Genomic DNA, 23077 nt, shown 5'->3' with positions numbered 1-23077 from the left:
CCGGCGGCCACGGGGTCAGATGGTCAGGCGGCCGTCGCGGCGGAGCACCGGCAGCCCGCCGGGCAGGTGCACGGCGCCCTGTCCGTGCCAGTCGGTGACCAGGGCGTCCAGCGCGGCGACGTGCCGGTGCGACAGGGCGGCCGGAACGGCGCCCAGTTCCCGGGCCCAGGCGTGCAGCACCCGGGTGCGGACCGCCGGCGGCAGCGCGGCCAGCGCCTCGACCGCGAGCCCGCCCCCGGCCGCCCGTACGTCGGCGAGCGCGGCCGCGGCGCGGGCGTCGAGGGCGGCGGCGTCGGCCGCCACCAGGCGGGCGGTCCGGGCCAGGTTGTCCACCACTCCCGGGCCAAGCGCGCGGACCAGCGCCGGCAGCACCTCGGCCCGGACCCGGGACCGGGCGTACGCCGGGTCGGTGTTGTGCGGGTCGTCCCACGGGGTGAGCCCGAGCGCCGCGCACGCCTTGCGGGTGTCCTCCCGGGGGACGTCGAGCAGCGGACGCAGCAGCGGCACCCCCGCCAGCTCGCGGCGCTCCGGCATGCCGGCCAGGCCGCGCGGGCCGGCGCCCCGGGCCAGCGCGAGCAGCACCGTCTCGGCCTGGTCGTCGCGGGTGTGCCCGAGCAGCACCGCGACGGCCCCGTGCCGCCGGCCGGCGGCGACCAGCGCCTCGTACCGGGCCTCGCGGGCGGCCGCCTCCGGGCCGCCGGTACGCCCGTCGACCCGCACCGGCACTGCCTCCACCGGATCCAGGCCCCGCTCGCGGGCCCAGCCGGCCACCGCCTCGGCCCGCTCCACGGAGCCCGGTTGCAGGCCGTGGTCGACGGTCACCAGGCCGGCGCGCCGGCCGAGGCGGGGCGCCACGAAGGCGGTGGCCGCAGCCAGCGCTAGCGAGTCGGCACCACCGGAGCAGGCCACCAGCACCGGCCCGTCCCCGGACAGCCCGGTCAACGCCCGGCGGACGGCGACCCGGACGGCGGCGACCGGCGGGGCGAGCGCGGCCACGGGCTCAGGAGGCGGCCGGAGTGGCGCCGGTCGGCCCGTGCACCCGGGCCACCCACGCGTCCGGGTCACCCAGCTCGTCCAGCCGGGGCAGAGTCAGCGGCGAATCGAAGATCTTGTTGAAGCCGGCCATGCCGACCCGGTCGACCACGCCGTGCACGAACTTGCGGCCCTCGGCGTACTGACGCATCTTGACCTCGATGCCGAGCAGCCGGCGGATCGCCTTCTCCAGCGGGTTGCCCGACTCCCGGCGCCGGTTGAACGCCGCGCGGATCGACTCCACGCTCGGGATGACCTGCGGGCCGACGCCGTCCATGACGAACTCGGCGTGCCCCTCCAGCAGAGTCATCAGCGCGGTGAGCCGGTCGAGCACGGCCCGCTGCGCCGGGGTCTGCACGATGTCCAGCACGCTCGCCCGGCTGTCCGGGTCCTTCACCGCGTCGGAGAGCGTGGCGATCCCCCGGCGCAGCCGTTCCAGCAGGTGTTCGCCCGCCTGGGCGGCGTCCACGAACGCCTGCACCTCGCTCAGGAAGTACGCGCGCATCCACGGCACGGCGGTGAACTGGGTCCGGTGGGTCACCTCGTGCAGGCAGACCCAGAGCCGGAAGTCCCGAGAGTCGGCCGCCAGCTTCCGCTCCACCTCGACGATGTTCGGCGCCACCAGCAGGAGCTGGCCGGGGTCGCCGGCGAAGACCTCGTACTGGCCGAGCACCCGGCCGGAGAGGTACGCCAGCACGGTCCCGGCCTGCACCCCGGTGAGGCGGGAGCCGATCGCCTCGGTCAGCGGCCCGGGGCGCTTGTCCCCGGAGAGGCGGTTCACCAGCGGGCTGATCACCTCGCGCAGGCCGGCGATGTTCGCGGCCGCCCAGTCCCGGCGATCGACCACCCGTACGGGCGGGTGGGTGACCTGGGCCCGCAGGCCGGTGTAGTCGGCGACGTGCCCGGCCGCCTCCTCGGTCAGCCGTCGCAGCTCGCTGACCACGTCGGTGGCCTCGGCGTACGACACCCGGGGGCCCGACTTGCCCAGTGCCCCCGCGGTGGCGGCGGCCAGATCCCAGTCCACGAACTGCGCCATGAACCCACCGTACCCGCGCCGCGACACCCCGACCTGCGCTCGCGCCCGCCGATCGACGCCGGTCGCGCCGGTCAGCGGCAGCCGCAGCGGGCCAGCGCGGAGCTGATCCGGTCGAGGGCCTCCCGGGTCTCGTCGAGGCTGCCGGTGGTCCGGTCGGTGAGCACGGCGAAGGTGAGCAGCCGGTTGTCGGCGGTCGTGACCAGGCCGGCGATCGCGTTGACCCCGGTCAGCGTGCCGGTCTTGGCCCGGACCACGCCGGCCCCGGCCTTGGTCACCGACGCCTGGTAGCGGTCGCCGAGGGTGCCGGACCAGGCACCGACCGGCAGGCCGCCGAAGATCGCCGCCAGCTCGGGGTGGCTGCCGTTGCCGGCGAGGGTGATCAGGTCGGTGAGCAGCGACGGGCTGATCCGGTTGGTCCGGGACAGGCCGCTGCCGTCCGCCAGGCTGATCTCGTCGGCCGGCAGGCCCAGCTCGCCGATCACCTGGTCGGTGGCGGCCGCACCCCCGACGAACGACGCCGGCTTGCCCTTGGCGAGGGCCACCTGCCGGGCCAGGTACTCGGCGATCACGTTGTCGCTGTCGCTGATCATGATGTCGACCAGCCGGACCAGCGGCAACGACTCGACCTTGCCCAGCTCGGCGCCGGGCGCGGGCGCCGCCCCGGCCGAGGCGCCGGAGGCGGCGGGGGCGCTGCCCCGCTTGACCTCGGCGGCGGCGCCGGAGAGCCCGAGCAGCTTCGCGAACTGCCGGCCGGCGGTCAGGTCCGGCTGGGGCACCCGCTCGGCCGCGCCGTGGGTGTCGTCGAAATTCTTCCGGGCCCCCTCCGGGTCCTTCCGGGCGGCGTCCGTCGTCAGCGCGCTGATCGCCGCGCCGAACCCGCCGGTGGGGATGTCGTCGTCCCAGCCGGGCTCGTAAACCGGGCCGCTGAACAGCGACGAGTCGACCGTGACCTTCGTCGGAGCGGTGCCGCCGAGCGCCTTGCGGACCTGGGCGGCAAGGTCGTCCAGCCGCGCCGCGTTCGGGTAGAAACCGTTCTTGTCGACCGCGAGCGTCGGGTCGCCGCCGCCCACCAGGACCACCTCGCCGGGGGCCGCGCCGGCCACCGCGAGGGTGGGGATCCGGTACGCCGGCCCCCGGGCGACCAGCACCGCGACGGCCGTCGCCAGCTTGGTCACCGAGGCGGGAACGGTGGGGCTGTCCTGGCCGCGACCGTAGAGCTGCTGGCCGGTGGTCACGTCGGCCACCGACAGGTTCACCCGGTCACCGAGCGCCGCGGCGCCGACCAACGGTTCGAGCGCGGCGCGTACCCCGTCGGGGGTCGGCAGCGGCGCGTTGGCGTCGAGGCCGGCCAGCACGGCCGGCGGGTCGGGCTCGGGTGGTTGGGCGCTCGCCCGGGGCGCGCCGGCCTCGCCGCCCAGCCAGCCGGCGAGCGGGCCGGGGCGGACCACGACCAGCCCGACAGCGGCCAGGGCGATCACCAGCACGGCAGCCAGCACCGTCAGCAGCCGGACCCGGTTCCGGCGCGGGGGCGGGGGCGGAACCGGGGCGGGACCGTACGGCGGGGCGGGCGGGCTCACCGGCATCCCACCGGCCGGCGGGCTCACCGGCACCCCGCCCGGTGTGTCGTGCGTGGGCCAGTTCAGCGGGGCGGTCGGGCCCGGGCCGTACTGCCCCGGGTCGGCCCGGCCCACCGGGTTGGCGCCGTACCCCTGCGGGTCGCGGCCGACGGAGGCGGACCCGGTCGCTCGTCCCGGGGTACGCGGAAGATGCGCGTCGGGGATCGGTACCCGGCCGGTGGCGCCGCCGGAGCCGGAACCGCCGAAGTTCCGCCCGTCAACCCCTTCCGGGCGGTAGTGTGAATCTTCCCTCCCCACGACCCCCTCCTCCCCCGCTCAAAAGCACCCTGGGTGACACTACTTCGGTCCGAACACTATGCGGCGGCCGGAGCCGGCGGGGGTCATTCACCCTTCCCCGGGAGCGGCGCCACTGGTTTCCGTTAGCCAGCGTGGGCAAACGAGGGAGCGTGCGAGATGGATTTCGACGTCACGGTTGAGATCCCCAAGGGTCACCGCAACAAGTACGAGGTGGACCACGCGACCGGCCGGATCCGGCTGGACCGCACCCTCTTCACCTCCACGCAGTACCCGGCTGACTACGGCTTCATCGAGGGCACCCTGGGCGAGGACGGCGACCCGCTGGACGCGCTGGTGCTGGTCCCCGAGCCCACCTTCCCGGGCTGCCTGATCCGCTGCCGCACCATCGGCATGTTCCGGATGACGGACGAGAAGGGCGGCGACGACAAGGTCCTCTGCGTCCCCTACGAGGACCCGCGCCAGGAGCACCTGCGGGACATCCACCACCTGGGCGAGTTCGACCGGCTGGAGATCCAGCACTTCTTCGAGGTGTACAAGGACCTCGAACCGGGCAAGTCGGTCGAGGGCGCGACCTGGGTGGGCCGTACCGAGGCCGAGGCCGAGATCCAGGCCTCGTACCAGCGCGCCAAGGAGGCCGCCGAGCGCGGCGAGCACTGATCTTCGACGTCGACGGGCCCGGGCCGCTCAGCCGAGCGACCCGGGCCCGCGCGTTGGGGCCGGTGGTCAGCCGAGCAGCCCGCGGGCCCGGTCGTAGAGGTCGAGCACCGCGCAGGCCACCGGCACCAGGGACACCACCGGCATTGACGCGGTCACCGTGCTCGATCTGGACCCCCGCCGCCCCGCCTGCTCGACCGGTACGCCCTCCTGCTCGACCTGGCCGACGGCCGGCTGCATTCGCACTCCGCCGAGGGGCACGCCGAGGTCGGCACCGCGGACGGGCTGGCCCTCGCCGACGCCGAGGCCGTCGCCCGCCGGCTCGCGCCGCTGCGGCTCGCCGGCACGGTACGCGGACCCGACGCCCCGCCCGGCGCCGAACCCGGCCTGCCCGAGCTGCTCGGCACCGGTGACCCGGAGAACTTCACGGCCGAGCAGGGCTGGGCCCCCCGAGCCGCCCGGGACCGGCTGCGGGTGCCGATCGGGGTGGGCGCCGACGGCGGCGCGATAGAGCTGGACCTCAAGGAGTCCGCGCAGGACGGCATGGGCCCGCACGGCCTGCTCATCGGCGCGACCGGCTCCGGAAAATCGGAGCTGCTCCGGACGCTGGTGCTCGGGCTGGCCGCCACGCACAGCTCGGAGCAGCTCAACTTCGTCCTGGTCGACTTCAAGGGCGGGGCCACCTTCGCGCCCTTCGAGCGGCTGCCGCACACCTCCGTGGTGATCACCAACCTGGCCGACGCGCTGCCCCTGGTCGACCGCATGGTCGACGCGATCAACGGTGAGCTGACGCGCCGACAGGAGCTGCTTCGCCGGGCCGGCAACTTCGCCAGCCTGCGCGACTACGAGCGGGCCCGGGCGGCCGGCAGCCCACTCGCCCCGCTGCCGTCGCTGCTGCTCATCTGCGACGAGTTCTCCGAACTGCTCTCGGCCAAGTCGGACTTCATCGACCTCTTCGTCCAGATCGGCCGGGTCGGCCGGTCGCGCGGCGGACACCTGCTGCTGGCCTCGCAGCGGTTGGAGGAGGGGCGGCTGCGCGGGCTGGACACGCACCTGTCGTACCGGATCGGCTTGCGGACCTTCTCGGCGCTGGAGTCCCGGACGGTGCTCGGGGTGCCGGACGCGCACGAGTTGCCCCGCTCCCCCGGGCACGGCTACCTGCGCTCGGGCACCGACCCGCTGGTCCGGTTCAAGGCCGCGTACGTCTCCGGCCCGGTGCGCCGCCGGTCCGACGCGGCGGGTACGCCCGGCGCCGGCCCGCCCCGGCTGCACACCTTCTCCACCCATCCCGTGCCGTTGCCCGAACCGGCCGCCCCGGCCGCGCTCCCCGCCGCGGAGGAGGTGACCGAGTCCCTGCTCGACCTGCTGGTCGGGCGGCTGGCCGGGCAGGGCCCGCCGGCGCACCAGGTGTGGCTGCCGCCGCTGGACGAGTCCCCCGCCCTGGACGAGCTGTTCGGTCCGGTGGGTCCCGACTCGGTTCGCGGGCTGGCCGTGGGCAACCCCGAGCTGCACGGCGCCCTCCAGGTGCCGGTGGCCGTGGTGGACAAACCGCTCGAGCAGCGGCGGGACCTGTACTGGCTGGCCCTGGACGGGGCGGCCGGGCACGTCGCCGTGGTCGGCACCACCCGCAGCGGCCGGTCCACCCTGCTGCGGACGCTGATCTGCGCGCTGGCGCTCACCCACACCCCGGCCGAGGCACAGGTCTACTGCCTGGACCTCGGCGGGGGCGCTCGCCGCGCTGCGCGACCTGCCGCACGTGGGCGGGGTCAGCGGGCGCGCCGACGCCACCGCCGTACGCCGGACCGTGGGCGAGATCGCCGCCCTGCTGGCCGAGCGGGAGCGGCGCTTCGCCGAGGCGGGCGTGGAGTCGATGGCGGCCTGGCGCCGGCGGCGGGCGGCGGCGCTGGCCGGCGGGCAGCCGGGCATCGACCCGTTCGGCGACGTCTTCCTGGTTCGTGGACGGCTGGAACAGCCTGCGCAACGACCACGAGGACCTGGAGCCGCTGGTCACCGAGTTGGCCACCCGGGGCCTGGCCTACGGGGTGCACGTGGTGGCCACCGCCCTGCGCTGGTCGGACTTCCGGCCGGCGATCCGCGACCTCTTCGGCTCGCGGCTGGAACTGCGCCTCGGCGACCCGGCCGACTCGGTGGTGGTGAAGCGACCGGTCGCCGCGACCGTGCCGGAGGAGCAGCCGGGATGCGGGATCACCGCGAGCGGCCTGCACTTCCTCGCCGCCGAGCCGCGCGTGGCCGGCCTGGGCGCGGAGACCACCGACCTGGTCAAGGCGGTCGCCGGGGCCTGGGCCGGGCCCTCCGCGCCCCGGGTCCGGCTGCTCCCGCCGGTGCTGCCGTACGCCGAGCTGGACCAGCAGGCGACCAGCGGGCTGGCCTTCCCGATCGGGGTGGCCGAGGCGGACCTGCGCCCGGTGGTGCTGGACTTCGCCACCGAGCCGAACTTCGTGGTCTTCGGCGACGCCGAGTGCGGCAAGTCGTCGTTCCTGCGCGCGCTAGCCACCTCGATCGTCAACCGGTTCTCCCCGGAGCAGGCCCGGGTAATCCTGGTGGACTACCGGCGCAGCCTGATCGGCACGATCGAGACGGCGCACCTGATCGGGTACGGCACGGCCGCGCCGCACACCACCGAGCTGATCGAGTCGGCGGCCGGCTACCTGCAGGGGCGCCTCCCCGGGCCGGAGGTCACCCCGGCCGAGCTGCGCAGCCGGTCCTGGTGGACCGGGCCCGAGCTGTTCGTGCTGGTGGACGACTACGACCTGGTGGCCGGTGGCCCCAGCAACCCGTTGTGGGCTTTGGAGGAGCACCTGCCGCACGCCCGGGATGTCGGCCTGCACCTGGTGCTGGCCCGCCGCTCCGGCGGTGCCGGCCGGACCTCGTACGAGCCGATCATCCAGCGGCTGCGGGAACTCTCCACCGCCGGTCTGGTGATGTCGGGCGCCCCGGAGGAGGGCCCGCTCGTCGATCAGGTGAAGGCCGGTCCGCTGCCGCCCGGCCGGGGCCGCCTGGTCACCCGCCGGGAGGCGTACGCCTGGTGCAGCTGGCCCACCTGCCGGCCGGGTGACGGTGTCCGTGACCGGCACCGTGCCGTACGGGAAAACCGGTAATCTCCGAGCAGCATGTTTCGGTGGCGATGAACGGCTGGGGAAAGTGACCGGGGATCGGCAGTCAGCGAGGGCGGCCCGACGGCTCGTCGGGCGCGCGCTGCTCGGTGCGGCGGGTGCGCTCGCCACCGTGGCCGGCCCGCTGGCCCCGCCCGCGCACGCCGCCCCGGCCACCGCCGCCCCGGGGCCGGCCTGGCTGTCGCCGGCGCCCAGCCAGGTGGACCAGGTCCGCGAGGAGCAATGGCAGCTCGACGAGCTGCGGGCGAAGACGGCCTGGCGTGGGTCGACCGGACGCGGTGTGGTGGTCGCGGTCATCGACTCCGGAGTGGACGGTTCCCATCCGGACCTGGCCGGCCAGGTGCTCCCCGGCATCGACCTGGTCTCGCCCGACGGGGCCGACGGCCCGGACCCGGTGGGTCATGGCACCACGGTCGCCGGGCTGATCGCCGGACGCGCCGACGACGACCGGGGCGTGGTCGGCCTCGCGCCCGATGCCAAGATCCTCCCGGTCCGGGTGCTCGACGACGAGAACCGGTACGACGACGCGATGATCGTCGCCAAGGGGGTGCGCTGGGCGGTCGACAACGGCGCCCGCGTGATCAACCTGTCCCTCGGCGGCAGCAGCGACAGCCCCGCCCTGGCCGCCGCCCTCGACTACGCCTTCGCCCGCGACGTCGTGGTGGTCGCCTGCACCGGCAACCTGGCCACCTCGAACAGCCCCAAGGTCTGGTACCCAGCCCGGGAGCCGGGCGTGATCGCCGTGGCCGGCCTGGAACGCAACACCAAGAACCTGTGGTCCGGCTCGATCACCGGCCACGAGACCGTGGTCACCGCGCCCGCGACCGCGCTCTACGGAGCCCGCCCCGACAACGGCTACTGGCGGGTCCAGGGCACCAGCTTCGCTTCCCCGCTGGTCGCGGCGACCGCCGCCCTGATCCGTGCCCGGTACCCGCAGATGTCCGCCGGGGACGTCGTCAACCGGATCATCAGGACCGCGCGGGACCTGGGCCCGACCGGCCGCGACGACCGGTTCGGCTACGGCATGGTGGACCCGGTGGCCGCGCTGACCACCGACGTGCCGTCGGTGGGGCGCAACCCGCTCGACGACAACGACTCCCCCGGGGTGGTGGGCTTCGGCCCGGCACCCGGCACCGGGCCGGACACCCGGGCCGCCGCCGGGCAGGGCGCCAATCCGTTCGGCTTCGCCGCGCCGAAGAAGCAGCCCCCGTGGGCGGCCCACCCGGCCGGCCAGACCGACGACCCGGCGCCGGAGCGGCTCTGGACCGGGCTCGCCCTGTTCGTCGCCCTGGTCACCGGTGCCGCGCTGGTGGTCCGCCGGTTCCGCCAGTCGCGCCGCTGACCCGGCCCGCGGTCTGGCCGGGAGCTGCCGTGGGTAGTGGTCAGCACATGAAAGCGTCGGCTGCGGGCGGCCAGCGGTCTTGGCGGACCCGCCGATTGGACCCGGACGATTCGCTGGGGCTCCGGCTCACCCTGGCCGCCGCCGCGGCGTTCCTGGTGCTGGTGCCGTTCGCCCTGCTGTCGCTCCTGGTGCTGGCCGCCTGGCCGCCCCTGTTCCGGCTGGATGTCACGGTCACCGACGCGCTGCACCGGTACGCCCTCCACCACCCGGCATGGGTGCGGCTGATGAGCGTCTGGACGGACGTCTTCGCGCCCAACCCGCTGCGCGCCGCCACGGCGGTCGTGGTGGCCTGGCTGCTGCTCCGCCGGGCCCGGCGACTGGCCCTCTGGGTGGTCACCACGATGACCGTCGGCGGACTGCTCGGCGCCCTGCTCAAGGTGCTGGTCGGCCGGCAGCGGCCGGACCTGCTCGACCCGGTGGCCCGGGTGGCCGGGTTCGCCTTCCCGTCCGGGCACGCGTTGAACGCGACCCTGGCCGCCGGGGTGCTGCTGCTGGTCTTCCTACCGTTCACCCGGGGCCGGCGGCTGCTGCGCTGGTCGCTCTGGACCGCGGCGGTGCTGATCGCCGTGGTGACCGGCCTCAGCCGGATCGCGCTCGGGGTGCACTGGACCAGCGACGTGGTGGGCGGGTGGCTGCTCGGCCTGGCGGTGCTCGCCGCCACCACGGCCGCCTTCAGCACGTGGCGGGCCCGGACCGGTCACCGCCGGGCGCGGACCGTCCGCGAGGGTGTCGAGCCGGAACTCGCCGATCCCCGCCGGAACGGCACGCAACTGTAGGTCGATCCGGCCGCGCCGGAGGTGGGCTGCCGGCGCCGGTCGGGCGCCGCCGGTCGGCTCAGGTGCAGTCGCCGGTGCCGACCGCCCGGTTACGCTCCGCGCCGGCCAGCGCCACCGGCCGGGCCTCGGCGGCGGTCACCGCGAAGCCGGTGTTCGGGTCGTCGGCCGCCGCCGCGAAGATCACCCCGAGCACCAGCCCGTTCGAGGAGACCAGCGGTCCGCCCGAGTTGCCGCTGCGCACCAGCGCCCGGATCGTGTAGATCTCCCGGGTCACGTCCCCGGAGGAGTAGATGTCCGGCCCGGTGATCCGGTCGACGTCCCGGATCCGGGCCGGGCGGGCGTCGTACGGGCCGTCGAGGGGGAAGCCCAGCACGATGGCGTCCGCCCCGCTGCCGGCCGACCCGGCGGCGAAGCGCAGCGACGGACCGGGCAGCCCCGGCACGTGCAGCACGGCCAGGTCCCGGGCCGGGTCGTAGACGACCACCTCGCCGTCGTACCGCTCGCCGCGCAGCTCCACCGCCACCGAGCGGGTGCCCGCCACCACGTGCGCGTTGGTCATCACCCGGTCGTCCGCGTACACGAAGCCGGAGCCCTCGATGCGGCGGGCGCAGCCCGGCGCGGAGCCCAGCACCTTCACCACCGACCGCTGGCTGTTCGCCACCACCTCGGAGCCGGCCAGCGCCGGGTCCGGCGGGGCGACCTGGCGGGCGCGGGTCGGTGCCAGGTCACCGAAGACGTCCGGGAAGCCATTGGTGTCGACCGTGTCGCGCAGCGCCGTGGAGAGCTGCTGCGCCTTGTCGGGCAAGACCCGGTCGACCACGGTGAGCAGGGCGCTGTTGCGGACCGAGGAGGCCAGCCAGGGCAGAGACGAGGAGCCCAGCGGCACCGCCACCAGCCAGGCCACCAGCATGACCGCGAAGACCGAGATGAGCGCCCCGCCGATGTCGTCGATCTTCCGCCCGGCGCGGCCGGTGATCGCGGCCCGCAGGTTGGCGCCGAGCCAGCCGGCGAGCGCCTGGCCGATCACGGCGAGCCCGAAGATCGCCACCAGGGAGATCAGCACCCGGGCGCCGCTGTCGGTGAACTGCCGGGCCGCCAGCGGGCCGACCTGGAGCCCCAGCAACGCGCCGAGGAAGAAGCCGGAGAAGGACAGCGCCCCGATGACGAAGCCCTGGCGGTATCCGCTGATCGCGAACACGAGCATGAGCAGAAGCAGGACCAGATCCACGGCCGACACCCGTCAAGGGTACGGGCAGCCGGCCCGCCCGGGGCTCAGCGCTCGCGGAACGTGACCGTCCGGTCGGTGGAGGTCACCGCGACGGCTCAGCGGACCGGGCTCTCGTCGACCTCGTCGGTGCCGGCCGAGGGCGCCGGGGCGGCCCCGGTCGGGGGCAGCTCCACCACCCGGGAACGCGGCCACGGACGGGCCCAGCCGCCCATCTCCAGCAGCGTGTTCAGCACCCCGGCGGTGAAGCCCCAGACCAGCATCCCGCGTACCGAGAAGGCCGGTCCGATCCAGCCGCTCGGATGGCGTACCCGCATCCGGTTCTCCGGGTCGACCAGCTCGGCGACCGGCAGCCGGGCGACGTGCGCCACCTCGGCCGGCTCGCGGGGGTGCACCGGGTGCGGGGCGTGCCACCAGGCGAGCACCGGGGTGACCACGAAGTCGCTGACCGGGATCCAGAGCCGGGGCAGCTCGGCCAGCACGGTGACGCTGCCCGGGTCGAGCCCGACCTCCTCGTTCGCCTCGCGCAGCGCGGTGGCTCTGGCGTCGGCGTCCTCCGGGTCGGCCGCGCCGCCGGGGAAGGCCGGCTGCCCGGCGTGGTTGCGCAGCGTTGCGGCGCGCTGGAGGAGCAGCACGTCCGGGCCGGCCCCCGGCTCCTCACCGAGCAGCACCAGCACCGCGCTCTCCCGGCCGCCGCTCTCTGGAGTGGTGAGCCGGGTGAAGTCCTCGGCCCGGGCGGTGCCGAGGCGGTCGAGCAGGGGGTCCAGCCACCCCGGCGGCTGCCGGGTCTCGCTCCGCTCGCTCACGCCGCCGCCTCGCTCCGCTCGCTCACGTGACCTCCGCGCCCAGGTGCATGCGGACCAGCTCGGCGAGGCGGGCATCGTCCAGCGCGCCGGTCGAGTCGGTGTGCCGGATCCGGCCGTCCGCGTCGACGAAGACGGTCAGCGGGAAGGCGTTCCGGTGCAGCGCCCGCTCGAACGCGTCCCCCTGGTCGACCAGCATGGGGAAACGGACGTCGAAGTCCTCGCCGATCGACTGCGCCCCGCCGCGGCTGTCCCGGCTGTTCACCCCGATCACCTGGAACCGGCCCTCGGCCCGCTCGCTGAGCCGCTGGAAGGCGGGCAGCTCCTTGCGGCAGGGCGGGCACCAGGACGCCCAGACGTTGATCACCGCCGGCCCCTTGACGGCACGCAGCGACACCGGGGCGCCCCCGGTGAAGCAGGAGAGGGTCAGCTCGGGCAGCGGGTCACCCGGGCTGCCGGCCGGGGCCGGGGCGGCCGAGGGCGGCGCGACGGTCAGCGGGGCGCAGTCGGCGAACGGCGAGGGGCGCTCCGGCCGGGCCGCCGGCACCGGGCTCTCCTGCTGGGCGGTGGTGCCGGTGCAGCCGGCCACCGCGAGCAGCAGCGGGACGAGCAGGTACGCGAGGCGACCGGTCACGGCACGTCCGCCGCGGCCGCCTGCTGCGGCACCAGGTCCGGGTCGAGGCCGACAGCCGCCGCGAGATCCCGGGCGCGGGGCCCCTTGAGCAGCTTGGCGGCGGCCACCGGATCGGTCGGCCCGGTGCCGTACGCCGGGCAGAGCTTCGCCAGCGTGCAGGCGCCGCAGGCCGGCTTGCGGGCGTGGCAGACCCGCCGCCCGTGGAAGATGATCCGGTGCGACAGCATCGTCCAGTCGCGCTTCGGGTACAGCGCGCCGATGGCGTGTTCGATCTTCACCGGGTCGGTCTCGGCGGTCAGCCGCCACCGCTGCACCAGCCGCTGGAAGTGGGTGTCCACGGTGATGCCGGGGACGTCGAAGGCGTTGCCGAGGATCACGTTGGCGGTCTTGCGGCCGATCCCGGGGAGGGTGACCAGGTCGGCCAGCCGGCCGGGGACCTCGCCGTCGTACCGCTCGCAGAGGGCGCGGCCGAGGTTGATCAGCGAACTGGTCTTGTTGCGGTAGAAGCCGGTCGGCCGGATCAGCTCCTCCAGCTCCGTGCGGTCCGCCCCCGCATAGTCGGCGGCGGTGCGGTAGCGGGCGAAGAGCTTCGGGGTGACCTCGTTGACCTTCTTGTCCGTGCACTGGGCCGACAGGATCGTGGCGACCGCCAGCTCCAACGCGTTGGAGTGGTCGAGTTCACAGTGCGCGTCGGGGTGCGTATCGGTCAGCACCCGGCCGATCCGCCGGGCGCGGCGGGTACGGCCGAGGTCGGTCTCGGGGGAGCGCGTGGTCACGCCGGCCAGCCTACGTCGCGCGGCTGACCTCCTGGCGGGCCCACGCGGGGGCCGGCGCTACGCGCCCGCCGGGGGACTGATCCGGCCCGACTCGTCGATCTCGGGGCCCGTCTTCGGGAAGTCGGCCCCGCTCACCTGGCGGACCAGCCCGAGGCCACGGTGCTGCCGGTCGACTGCCGGCCGCCCCACGCTGTTCATCGCGGTCGAGGTGAACTGGCCCTCGACGAAGCTGCCGTCCGCCTTGAGCGACACCTTCAGCACCCCGCCCCAGCCCAACCGGCCGGAGGGGTTCAGCGACCTCCCACCGCCGGCGAAGTTGCCCAGGCTGTACGCGATCAGCCGCCCCCGGTAGACCTCCATCCCGCGCAGCACGTGCGGGCCGTGCCCGATGACCAGGTCGGCACCGGCGTCGATCACGGCGTGCGAGAACCGGATCGGGTCGCCCCGGTTCTCCCCGTAGAACATCTCGGTGCCCGGCTTGACCCGGGTCTTGTCGGCGCCCTCGGCGCCCATGTGCACCTGCACCACGACCACGTCGGCCATGTCGGTGGCCGTCTTGACCACCTTCTTCGCCGCGTCGAGGTCGACCAGGCTGTTCGACCACGGGTACGACGAGAAGCCGAGCACTGCGACCTTCACGCCCTGCACCTCGACCACGGTGATCTGGTCCGGCGCGCCGGTGTGCTTGAGCCCCTGCGCCTCCAGCGCGGCCTGGGTGTTCTCGTAGCCCTGCTTGCCGTAGTCGTAGCCATGGTTGTTGGCCTGGTTGAGCAGCTCGAACCCGGCGTCGCGCAGGTGCGCGGCGTAGCCGGGGGGCGCCCGGAACTGGAAGCAGTTCGTCGCGTTGGCCCCACACTTGCCGGTGCCGGTGTCGTCGGTGAGCGGCTCCTCCAGGTTGCCCATCACCAGGTCGGCCTTGAGCGCCGCCTTGACGTCGTCGAAGAAGCCCTTCCCGCCGTTGGCCGGCAGCCGGGACGGGGCGTTGCCCATGATCACGTCACCGGTCGCGGCCAGCGAGATCGTCCTGCCCGACTCGTCCGCCGACTTGGCCGGCTGGTCCGCCTCGTTCGGGACAGTGCTGCCGGCCGACCCGTCGGCCGCGCCCGAGTGCCAGGTCGAGCCGTCCCCGCCGGACTTGCCGCAGCCGGCGGCGAGCAGGGCGACGAGCAGGACGCCGAGGACGGCGGTGCGGCGACGCGGGAGACGGTAGGCGAGAGTAGCGGAAGCGTACATCGACCGCGACGCTACCGTCCGGAAAGCGCACCGACGATGGCCGATCGGTCGGAAAACCCGTCTGGTCGAGCGGGAACCCATCCGGCTCAGCCTGCCTGACGGTCGGACCAGGGCACAACCGCGCCGGTGCCGCCGGCCCGCACGGCCGCGTGCACGGCCCGGGCCAGCGGGGCACCCCAGGCCGACCGGGGGCCGCCGTACGGGGCGACCTCGCCGTCGGCCGGGCAGAGCACGGTGACCGCGTCGGTGGGGGTGCCGGTGGCCGGCAACCCCAGTTCCCAGATCGCCTGCGCCTTCGCCTCGGTGGCCGTGGCCACCGCGTTGACCAGAGCCGCCTCGCTGAGCCGGGCCGGGACGTACACGACGATGTTGACCGTGCCGACGCGCTGGGCGGGGGTTGCGGGCGCGGGCGCGGCGGCCCAGACGGGGGTGCCCAGCCCGACGGTCGCCCAGGCCCGTACGCCGGTGTCGGCCCGGGCCACCACCTCGGCCACGTCGACCCCGGTCAGCAGCCCCACCCCGGGTCCGGCCAGGTCGAGGCCGTCGGCCAGCTCGGCCAGGTGGGCGGCCGGGTCGTCCCGGGCGTACGACATCGGCACGGTCGCGTTGACCACCCACCGGCGTACACCGATGCCACCGCCCAGCGGGGCGCTGCCGACCGCCAGCAGCGGCTCCGCGGCCCGCCAGACCAGCAATGGGATGTTCCACCCGTCCTCGGCACGGGTGGTCAGGAACGGCTCGCTCAGCACGCCCCAGAGCCTATGATCCGAGGGGGTGCACCTCTGATTCCCGCTCAAGTGGGCCTAGACTGGCGGCGCGCGAGGGATCAGCGGACGGCGGACCCGGCCGACGGACGGCACGCGCAGGCGGAGGTGCGCGATGGACGAGGTACTGGCCCGCAGCGGGATCTTCCAGGGTGTCGACCCGGAGGCTGCCGAGGCGCTCGCCAAGGAGATGGAGACGATCGAGGTCCGTAAGGGCGAGGTCGTCTTCAACGAGGGTGAGCCCGGCGACAGTCTCTACATCCTCCTTTCCGGCAAGATCAAGGTGGGCCGCCGCGCCGCCGACGGCCGGCAGAACCTGATCGCCGTGATGGGCCCTTCGGACATGGTCGGCGAACTGTCGCTCTTCGACCCCGGCCCGCGTACGGCGACGGCCACCGCGGTGACCGACACCCGGCTGGTCCGGCTGCGCAAGCAGGCGCTCCGGCCCTGGCTGAACAACCGGCCGGAGATCGCCGAGCAGCTGTTGCGGGTGCTGGCCCGCCGGCTGCGCCGGACCAACGACTCGCTGGCCGACCTGATCTTCACCGACGTGCCGGGCCGGGTCGCCAAGAACCTGCTCCAGATGGCCGGCCGGTTCGGCACCCGGGACGGCGGCGTGCTGCGGGTGACCCACGACCTGACCCAGGAGGAGATCGCCCAGCTCGTCGGCGCCTCCCGGGAGACCGTCAACAAGGCCCTCGCCGACTTCGCCTCGCGCGGCTGGCTGCGGCTGGACGGCAAGAGCATCATCATCCTCGACCCGGAGCGCCTCGCCCGCCGCGCGCGGGTCTGACGCCCCGCCCGGCCGGTCCGACCCGGCCATCGGCTCGTTCCCGGCCCGGCCCGCCCCGAGCGGTCCGGGCCGTGCCGTTCCCAGCCCCGAACCATGCCCGGGCAGCACGGGCCGATGCCGATCCGTCTGCCCGGCGCAGAATCGCTGGACCGCGACCCGGCGGGGCGGGAACGCTGGGGCGATGCTCGAACGTGTCGCAGTCCTGTCCGACATCCACGGCGCGCTGCCGGCGCTGGAGGCCGTCCTCGCCGAACCGGACGTCGCCGCGGCGGACCTGATCGTGCTCACCGGTGACATCGCCAGCGGCCCGCAGCCGGTCGAGGTGCTGGACCGGCTCGCCGCGCTCGGGGACCGGGCCTGCTGGGTGAGCGGCAACGGCGAGCGGGAGCTGGTCGAGGCGCGGGCCGGCAGGAAGTCGCCGTTCGAGGTCGCGAACTGGGCGGCCGAGCAGCTCCGGGAGGACCAGCTGGCCCGGCTGGCCGCGCTGCCGCTGACCGTCACCTTGCCGGTCGTCGGCCTCGGCGACGTGCTCTTCTGCCACGCGACGCCCCGGGACGACGAGGAGGTCGTGCTGGTGGACTCGCGGATGGAACGCTGGGCGGAGGTCTTCGCCGGCGTACCGGCCGAGGTGGCCACGGTGGTCTGCGGGCACACCCACATGCCGTTCACCCGGCTGGTCGACCGCCGGCTGGTGGTCAACCCGGGCAGCGTCGGCATGCCGTACGGCGGGGCGGGCGCCTGGTGGGCGTTGCTCGGCCCAGGCGTGCAGTTGCGCCGGACCGGGTACGACGTGGACGCCGCCTGCGCCCGGGTGGTGGCCGAGTCCGGCTTCCCGGACGCCGCCGAGTGGGCCGACGAGTACCTCCGCGCGCGGCACAGCGACGCCGAGGCCCTCGCCGTCTTCGGCCCCCGCGACGGCCGCGCCGACGCCTGAAAAAGTCAGTCTTGACTGTTTGTTTCGGGGGCGGCACCCTGTCCCCGTGTTCATCGCATCGACCCGCGTCCCTCAACAGGAACGCAGCCGCGCCACCCAGGCCCGGCTGCTGGAGGCGACCGTCGAGTGCCTGGTCGAGCGCGGCTGGTCCGGCACCACCACGACCGTCGTGGCGGCCCGGGCGGGCGTCTCCCGGGGCGCCCAGCTGCACCACTACCCGACCAAGGCCGCCCTGGTCACCGCCGCCGTAAGCCACCTCACCGAGCGCCGGGCGGCGGAGCTTCGCACCGAGGCCGACGCCCTGCCGGCCGGCCCACGCCGGCTGGACCGGGTGGTCGACCTGCTCGCCGCCGCCTTCACCGGGCCGCTCTTCGTCGCCGCCCTGGAGCTGTGGGTGGCCGCCCGCACCGACGCCGAACTGCGGGACGCCCTGGTGCCCCTCGAAGCCCGAGTCGGCCGGGAGATGCACCGGCTCACCGTGGAGCTGCTCGGGGTGGACGAGCGCCGGCCCGGCGTACGGGAAGCGGTGCAGAGCACCCTCGACCTGCTCCGCGGCCTCGGCGTGGCCAACCTGCTGAGCGACGACTCGGCCCGCCGTACCGCCCTGCTGCAGAGCTGGAAGCGCCAGCTGACCGCCCTGCTCACGCCCGACGACGGCCCGCCGGACGCCGGCGGAGCCTCCGGGAGCGCGCGGCCCTGACCCCTGACCCGCCCACCCCACCCGGAGGCACCATGGTCGACCTGACCGCACTGCTCGCGGACCTGGCCGCCGAGTCCGCGCAGCTCGACGCCCTCGTCGCCCCGCTGCCCTTGGTGGAGTGGGACCGGCCGACGCCGGCCCCGGGCTGGACGGTCGCCCACCAGATCGCCCACCTGGCCTGGACCGACCACGTGGCCCACCTCGCCGCGACCGACGCCGCCGCGTTCTTCGCCTCGGTCACGGACGCGCCGGACCCGGCCCGCCTGGTCGACGACGGCGCGGCGGCGTTCCTCGCCCCGCCGGCCGAGCTGCTCGCCCGCTGGCGGGACGGCCGGGCCGCGCTCGCGGCGGCCCTGGCCGCCGCCCCGCCCGGCGAGAGACTGCCCTGGTACGGCACCGGGATGTCACCCGCCTCAATGGTGACCGCCCGGATCATGGAGACCTGGGCGCACGGCGAGGACGTGGCCGAGGCGCTCGGCGTCGGTCGGGCGCCAACCGCTCGCCTGCGGCACGTCGCGCATCTCGGCTTCCGTACCCTCGGGCACGGCTTCGCCGCGCACGGCCGCCCGATGCCGGCGGCGCCGGTGCGGGTGGAGCTGGCGGCGCCCGACGGCGCGCTCTGGACGTTCGGGCCGGTGGACGCGGCCGACCTGGTCACCGGGCCGGCGCTCGACTTCTGCCTGCTGGTCACCCAGCGCCGGCACCGCACCGACCTGGCCCTGGTCGCCACCGGGCCGGTCGCGGACGAATGGCTGGACGTGGCGCAGGCGTTCGCCGGCCCACCCGGCGCCAAGCGGGCCGCGGCCGGCAGCGGGCGCACCAAGGAGACGGCATGACCCCGGTGCTGCGGGTCGGCAACGCCTCCGGCTTCTACGGCGACCGGCTCACCGCCTGGCGGGAGATGCTCGACGGCGGCGAGCTGGACGTGCTGACCGGCGACTACCTGGCCGAGCTGACCATGCTGATCCTCGGCCGGGACCGGATGCGCGACCCCGCCCTCGGCTACGCGAAGACCTTCCTCCTGCAGTTGGAGGGCTGCCTCGGCACCGCGCTCGACCGCGGGGTGCGGCTGGTGACCAACGCCGGCGGGCTCAACCCGGCCGGCTTGGCCGCCGCGCTCGCCGCGCTCGCCGACCGGCTCGGCCTCCGCGTCCGGATCGGGTACGTCGAGGGCGACGCGCTCGCCCGGCCGGACGCGCTGACCGCCAACGCGTACCTGGGGGCGTTCGGGATCGCGGCCTGCCTCGACGCGGGGTCGGACGTCGTGGTCACCGGCCGGGTCACCGACGCCTCGCTGGCGGTCGGCCCGGCCATCGCCCGCTTCGGCTGGACCCGGGACGACCTGGACGCGCTGGCCGGGGCCACCGTCGCCGGGCACCTGATCGAGTGCGGGGCGCAGGTCACCGGCGGCAACTTCAGCTTCTTCACCGAGCTGCCGGACGGCGGTCACCGGCCGGGCTTCCCGATCGCGGAGATCCACGCGGACGGCTCCGCGGTGCTCACCAAGCATCCCGGCACCGGGGGCGCGGTCGCCGTCGAGACGGTCACCGCCCAACTGTTGTACGAGGTGGGCGGGCCGGCGTACCTCGGGCCGGACGTGGTGAGCCGGCTGGACACGGTGCGGCTCAGCCCGGACGGCCCGGACCGGGTACGAGTCCACGGCGTCCGGGGCACGCCCCCGCCGGACACCCTCAAGGTGGGCGTCAACAACCTGGGCGGATTCCGCAACTCGATGACGTTCGTGCTCTGTGGGCTGGACATCCCGGCCAAGGCGGCCCTGGTCCGGGGACAGGTGGAGGAGGCGGTCGGCACGGAGGGGCTGGAGTTCGTGCTGGCCCGTACCGATCATTCGGACGCCACCGACACCGAGGCGGCGAGCGCGCTGCTGCACGTACACCTGCGGGACGGCGACCGGGCGCGGGCCGGACGGGACTTCTCGGCGGCGGCGGTGGAACTGGCGTTGGCCTCCTACCCGGGCTGCACCCTGACCACCGTGCCCGGCGACGCGACGCCCTACGGCGTGTTCACCGCCGACACCATTCCGCAGGACGCTGTCGCGCACGTGGCGGTGCTGCCCGACGGGTTACGCGTGCCGATCGCCGCGCCGGCGCGGACGACGACCGCGCCGGAGGCCGCGCCGCCGCACGGGACCACGGCGGCGCCCGCCACCGGGCCGGCCCTCGGGTACGGGCGCCCGGCGGGCCCGACCCGGCGGGCGGCCCTCGGCGAACTGGTGGGTGCCCGGTCCGGGGACAAGGGTGGAGACGCCAACCTGGGCGTCTGGGCCCGGACCGGCGCGACCTGGACCTGGCTGCGCGGCTGGCTCACCGTCGAGCGGCTGGCCGAACTGCTGCCGGAGACCGCCCCGCTGACCGTCGAGCGGTACGAGCTGCCGAACCTGCGCGCGGTCAACTTCGTGATCCGGGGGCTGCTCGGGCCGGGGGTGGCCGCCTCCACCCGGTTCGACCCGCAGGCCAAGGCGCTCGGCGAACTGCTCCGCTCCCGGATCGTGGATCTGCCGGCGGACCTGCCCGCTGGGCCGGCTATGGAGGAGGGACGGTCGTGACCATCGTGGACACCCCGGAACGCCGGCAGCTCCGCGAGCTGGCCCGCGCCTTCGTGACCAGGGAGGTGCTGCCGTACCTGGACGACTGGGAACGGGCCGGCGAGGTGCCCCGGTCGCTGCACGAAACCGCTGCGAAGGTCGGGCTGCTCGGCATCGGCTTCCCCGAGAAGGTCGGGGGCAGCGGCGGCGACCTGCTCGACTCGATCGTGGTCACCGAGGAGATCATCCGTTCGGGCGGCTCGTCCGGGCTGGTCGCCGCCCTGTTCACGCACGGCATCGCCCTGCCGCACATGGTCGCCGCCGGGGACGCGGACCTGATCGATCGGTACGTCCGGCCCACCCTCGCGGGGACGATGATCGGCGCCCTGGCGATCACCGAACCGGACGGCGGCTCCGACGTGGCGGGCATCCGCACCACCGCCCGCCGGGACGGCGAACACTACGTGGTGAACGGGTCGAAGGCCTACATCACCAGCGGCACCCGGGCGGACTTCGTGACCACGGCGGTGTGCGCCGATTTTCCAGGCAGCGGCGAGCTCAGCCTCCTGCTGATCGAGAAGGGCACGCCCGGCTTCACGGTCGGCCGGCCGCTGGAGAAACTGGGCTGGCACTGCTCGGACACCGCCGAGCTGTCCTTCACCGACGTCCGGGTGCCGGTGGCGAACCGGGTCGGCCCGGAGGACACCGGCTTCATTGCGATCATGCAGCACTTCGCCACCGAGCGGCTGTCCCTGGCCACCCAGGCGTACGCGATCGCGCAGCGCTGCGTCGAACTGGCCGTCCGCTGGTGCCGGGACCGATCCACCTTCGGCCGGCCGCTGGCCAGCCGGCAACTGATCCGGCACCGGCTGGCCGAGATGCACACCCGGGCCGAGGCCGCCCGGGCTTACGTGCACGACGTGGCCGAGCGGGTCGCCGCCGGGCAGCCGGTGGTGACCGAGGTGGCGATGGCCAAGAACGTCGCCGTCGCGGCGTGCGACCAGGTCGTCGACCAGGCGCTGCAACTGCACGGCGGCTTCGGCTATCTGCGCGACGCCGAGGTGGAACGGCACTACCGGGACGCCCGGATCCTCGGCCTCGGCGGCGGCACCACCGAGATCATGAACGAGATCATCGCGAAGGGCATGGGGCTGTGACCACACTGGACAGCTCGCTCGATCCATCCTCGCCGGCCTATCAGGCCAACCAGGCGGCCCTGCTGGCCCGCCTCGCCGAGCTGGACGCCGCGCTCGACCAGGCTCGGGCCGGCGGCGGCGAGAAGTACGTGACCCGGCACCACAAACGCGGCAAGCTGCTGCCCCGGGAGCGGATCGAGCTGCTGCTCGACCCGGACAGCCCGTTCCTGGAGCTGTCGCCGGTGGCCGGGTACGGCACCGACTTCCCGGTCGGCGCCAGCGTGGTGACCGGCCTCGGGGTGGTCGAGGGCGTGGAGTGCCTGGTCGTCGCCAACGACCCGACCGTACGCGGCGGCGCGGTTAACCCGTGGTCGCTGGCCAAGACCCGGCGGGCCGGCGAGATAGCCCTGGCCAACCGGCTGCTGATGGTCAACCTGGTCGAGTCGGCCGGCGCGGACCTGCCCACCCAGGCGGAGATCTTCATCCCGGGCGGCCGGGTGTTCCGCGACCTGACCCGGCTCTCCGCGGCGAAGATCCCCACGGTCAGCGTGGTGTTCGGCAACGCCACCGCCGGCGGCGCGTACATGCCGGGGATGTCCGACTACACGATCATGATCCGGGACCGGTCCCAGGTGTACCTGGCCGGGCCGCCGCTCGTGAAGATGGCCACCGGCGAGGTGACCGACGACGAGTCGTTGGGCGGGGCGGTCATGCACGCCACGCGGTCGGGCCTGGCCGACTTCCTCGCCGAGGACGAGCGGGACGGCATCCGGCTGGCCCGGCGGTGCGTACGCCGGCTCAACTGGCGCAAGCAGGGCCCGCCGCCGCGCACCGCGCACCCCCAGCCGCCGAGGTACGACCCGGAGGAGCTGCTCGGCCTCGCCAGCGCCGACCTCAAGGTGCCCTTCGATCCCCGCGAGGTGCTCGCCCGGGTGCTCGACGGCAGCGAGTTCGACGAGTTCAAGCCCAGCTACGGCAGCGCGCTGGTCACCGGCTGGGGCGAGCTGCACGGGTGGCCGGTCGGGGTGCTCGCCAACGTCCGGGGCGTGCTGTTCAGCGAGGAGGCGCAGAAGGCGGCCCAGTTCATCCAGCTCGCCAACGCCACCGACACCCCGCTGGTCTTCCTGCAGAACACCACCGGCTACATGGTCGGCACCGAGTACGAGCAGCGCGGCATCATCAAGCACGGCGCCTTGATGATCAACGCGGTGGCCAACTCGACCGTGCCGCACCTGACCGTCAACCTGGGCGCCTCGTACGGTGCCGGCAACTACGGCATGTGCGGGCGGGCGTACGAGCCGAGGTTCCTGTTCACCTGGCCGAACGCCAAGTCGGCGGTGATGGGCCCGGCACAGCTCGCCGGGGTGCTCTCCATCGTGGCCCGGCAGGCCGCCGCCGCCCGGGGCCGGGAGTACGACGAGGACTCCGACGCCGCGATGCGGGCGATGGTGGAGCAGCAGATCGAATCCCAGTCCGGGGCGCTCTTCCTCTCCGGCCGGCTCTACGACGACGGGGTGATCGACCCCCGGGACACCCGTACCGTCCTCGGGCTCTGCCTGTCGGCGATCCACAACGGGCCGGTCCGGGGCGCCGACGGCTTCGGCGTCTTCCGAATGTGAGGCGGAG

At 74.7% G+C, this 23077-nt stretch carries 19 protein-coding genes and 1 pseudogene; 11 read left to right on the top strand and 9 right to left on the bottom strand.

From position 1 onward, the window contains the following. Positions 1-15 precede the first annotated feature (15 nt). The 3 genes from tilS to dacB all read right to left on the bottom strand — a co-directional run bounded on the left by tilS (position 16) and on the right by dacB (position 3651). Positions 16-996, bottom strand: a complete 981-nt coding sequence (gene tilS, locus A6A27_RS28420) for a tRNA lysidine(34) synthetase TilS (RefSeq protein ID WP_073837707.1) — start codon at positions 994-996, stop codon at positions 16-18. Between the two features lie 4 nt (positions 997-1000). Beyond that, positions 1001-2068 (bottom strand): zinc-dependent metalloprotease, encoded by a 1068-nt coding sequence (locus A6A27_RS28415; protein WP_073837898.1) that lies wholly within the window; start codon positions 2066-2068, stop codon positions 1001-1003. A 71-nt stretch (positions 2069-2139) separates the two neighbouring features. Beyond that, positions 2140-3651: a D-alanyl-D-alanine carboxypeptidase/D-alanyl-D-alanine endopeptidase gene (gene dacB, locus A6A27_RS28410; protein WP_198940495.1), complete on the bottom strand. Its 1512-nt coding sequence runs from the start codon at positions 3649-3651 to the stop codon at positions 2140-2142. Positions 3652-4098: 447 nt separating this feature from the next. Between dacB and A6A27_RS28405 the strand changes: the two genes are divergently transcribed. The 4 genes and pseudogenes from A6A27_RS28405 to A6A27_RS28390 all read left to right on the top strand — a co-directional run bounded on the left by A6A27_RS28405 (position 4099) and on the right by A6A27_RS28390 (position 9908). Then, positions 4099-4599, top strand: a complete 501-nt coding sequence (locus tag A6A27_RS28405; protein WP_073837705.1) for an inorganic diphosphatase — start codon at positions 4099-4101, stop codon at positions 4597-4599. Between the two features lie 136 nt (positions 4600-4735). Next, positions 4736-7672: pseudogene (gene eccCb / locus A6A27_RS28400) on the top strand (type VII secretion protein EccCb); the annotation flags it as partial. Between the two features lie 86 nt (positions 7673-7758). Beyond that, complete coding sequence (mycP, locus tag A6A27_RS28395; RefSeq protein ID WP_073837704.1) at positions 7759-9072, top strand: type VII secretion-associated serine protease mycosin; 1314 nt, start codon at positions 7759-7761, stop codon at positions 9070-9072. Positions 9073-9119: 47 nt separating this feature from the next. Beyond that, complete coding sequence (locus A6A27_RS28390) at positions 9120-9908, top strand: phosphatase PAP2 family protein (RefSeq protein WP_073837703.1); 789 nt, start codon at positions 9120-9122, stop codon at positions 9906-9908. 58 nt (positions 9909-9966) lie between these two features. On the opposite strand, the gene A6A27_RS28385 is transcribed toward A6A27_RS28390, so the two are convergent. The 6 genes from A6A27_RS28385 to A6A27_RS28360 form a co-directional block, all read right to left on the bottom strand. Then, complete coding sequence (locus A6A27_RS28385) at positions 9967-11145, bottom strand: MarP family serine protease (protein WP_073837702.1); 1179 nt, start codon at positions 11143-11145, stop codon at positions 9967-9969. An 86-nt stretch (positions 11146-11231) separates the two neighbouring features. Further along, entirely contained in the window at positions 11232-11939 is a 708-nt protein-coding gene (locus tag A6A27_RS28380) for an NUDIX hydrolase (protein WP_073837701.1), read from the bottom strand. A 22-nt stretch (positions 11940-11961) separates the two neighbouring features. Further along, positions 11962-12570, bottom strand: coding sequence for a TlpA family protein disulfide reductase (locus tag A6A27_RS28375; protein WP_073837700.1), 609 nt, complete (start codon positions 12568-12570; stop codon positions 11962-11964). Then, positions 12567-13346 carry an endonuclease III gene (gene nth / locus A6A27_RS28370; protein WP_073837699.1) on the bottom strand — a complete coding sequence of 260 codons (780 nt, stop codon included), beginning with the start codon at positions 13344-13346 and terminating at the stop codon, positions 12567-12569. The genes A6A27_RS28375 and nth overlap by 4 nt, the downstream gene beginning before the upstream one ends. Before the next feature lie 57 nt (positions 13347-13403). After that, a complete protein-coding gene (locus tag A6A27_RS28365; RefSeq protein ID WP_073837698.1) occupies positions 13404-14579 on the bottom strand; it encodes a CapA family protein in 1176 nt (391 codons plus the stop codon). An 86-nt stretch (positions 14580-14665) separates the two neighbouring features. Then, positions 14666-15328 carry an adenosylcobinamide amidohydrolase gene (locus A6A27_RS28360; protein WP_073837697.1) on the bottom strand — a complete coding sequence of 221 codons (663 nt, stop codon included), beginning with the start codon at positions 15326-15328 and terminating at the stop codon, positions 14666-14668. A 130-nt stretch (positions 15329-15458) separates the two neighbouring features. Here A6A27_RS28360 and A6A27_RS28355 point away from each other — a divergent pair, with 130 nt between their 5' ends. The 7 genes from A6A27_RS28355 (at position 15459) to A6A27_RS28325 (ending at position 23070) form a co-directional block, all read left to right on the top strand. Then, entirely contained in the window at positions 15459-16136 is a 678-nt protein-coding gene (locus A6A27_RS28355; protein WP_007073398.1) for a Crp/Fnr family transcriptional regulator, read from the top strand. A gap of 181 nt (positions 16137-16317) precedes the next feature. After that, positions 16318-17070: a metallophosphoesterase family protein gene (locus tag A6A27_RS28350; protein ID WP_073837696.1), complete on the top strand. Its 753-nt coding sequence runs from the start codon at positions 16318-16320 to the stop codon at positions 17068-17070. 46 nt (positions 17071-17116) lie between these two features. Next, complete coding sequence (locus A6A27_RS28345) at positions 17117-17770, top strand: TetR/AcrR family transcriptional regulator (protein ID WP_073837695.1); 654 nt, start codon at positions 17117-17119, stop codon at positions 17768-17770. Between the two features lie 32 nt (positions 17771-17802). Next, complete coding sequence (locus tag A6A27_RS28340; RefSeq protein WP_073837694.1) at positions 17803-18606, top strand: TIGR03084 family metal-binding protein; 804 nt, start codon at positions 17803-17805, stop codon at positions 18604-18606. Next, positions 18603-20336 (top strand): acyclic terpene utilization AtuA family protein, encoded by a 1734-nt coding sequence (locus tag A6A27_RS28335; protein ID WP_073837693.1) that lies wholly within the window; start codon positions 18603-18605, stop codon positions 20334-20336. Before A6A27_RS28340 ends, A6A27_RS28335 begins: the two co-directional genes overlap by 4 nt. Next, entirely contained in the window at positions 20333-21472 is a 1140-nt protein-coding gene (locus A6A27_RS28330; RefSeq protein ID WP_073837692.1) for an acyl-CoA dehydrogenase family protein, read from the top strand. The genes A6A27_RS28335 and A6A27_RS28330 overlap by 4 nt, the downstream gene beginning before the upstream one ends. Then, positions 21469-23070 carry an acyl-CoA carboxylase subunit beta gene (locus A6A27_RS28325; RefSeq protein WP_073837691.1) on the top strand — a complete coding sequence of 534 codons (1602 nt, stop codon included), beginning with the start codon at positions 21469-21471 and terminating at the stop codon, positions 23068-23070. Before A6A27_RS28330 ends, A6A27_RS28325 begins: the two co-directional genes overlap by 4 nt. Positions 23071-23077 lie beyond the last annotated feature (7 nt).

The sequence above is a fragment of the Micromonospora sp. CB01531 genome (genome assembly GCF_001905095.1).
GTDB lineage: Bacteria > Actinomycetota > Actinomycetes > Mycobacteriales > Micromonosporaceae > Micromonospora.
The sequence above is the reverse complement of the archived record's forward strand: the minus strand, read 5'-3'. Positions and strand labels throughout refer to the sequence as shown.

Bases quoted from the DNA above. Each gene is read 5' to 3' on its own strand.
- A6A27_RS28415 (WP_073837898.1), bottom strand. From the start codon at position 2,068: ATGGCGCAGTTCGTGGACTGGGATCTGGCCGCCGCCACCGCGGGGGCA.
- dacB (WP_198940495.1), bottom strand. From the start codon at position 3,651: ATGCCGGTGAGCCCGCCCGCCCCGCCGTACGGTCCCGCCCCGGTTCCG.
- A6A27_RS28405 (WP_073837705.1), top strand. From the start codon at position 4,099: ATGGATTTCGACGTCACGGTTGAGATCCCCAAGGGTCACCGCAACAAG.
- A6A27_RS28390 (WP_073837703.1), top strand. From the start codon at position 9,120: ATGAAAGCGTCGGCTGCGGGCGGCCAGCGGTCTTGGCGGACCCGCCGA.
- A6A27_RS28365 (WP_073837698.1), bottom strand. From the start codon at position 14,579: ATGTACGCTTCCGCTACTCTCGCCTACCGTCTCCCGCGTCGCCGCACC.
- A6A27_RS28355 (WP_007073398.1), top strand. From the start codon at position 15,459: ATGGACGAGGTACTGGCCCGCAGCGGGATCTTCCAGGGTGTCGACCCG.
- A6A27_RS28350 (WP_073837696.1), top strand. From the start codon at position 16,318: ATGCTCGAACGTGTCGCAGTCCTGTCCGACATCCACGGCGCGCTGCCG.
- A6A27_RS28340 (WP_073837694.1), top strand. From the start codon at position 17,803: ATGGTCGACCTGACCGCACTGCTCGCGGACCTGGCCGCCGAGTCCGCG.
- A6A27_RS28335 (WP_073837693.1), top strand. From the start codon at position 18,603: ATGACCCCGGTGCTGCGGGTCGGCAACGCCTCCGGCTTCTACGGCGAC.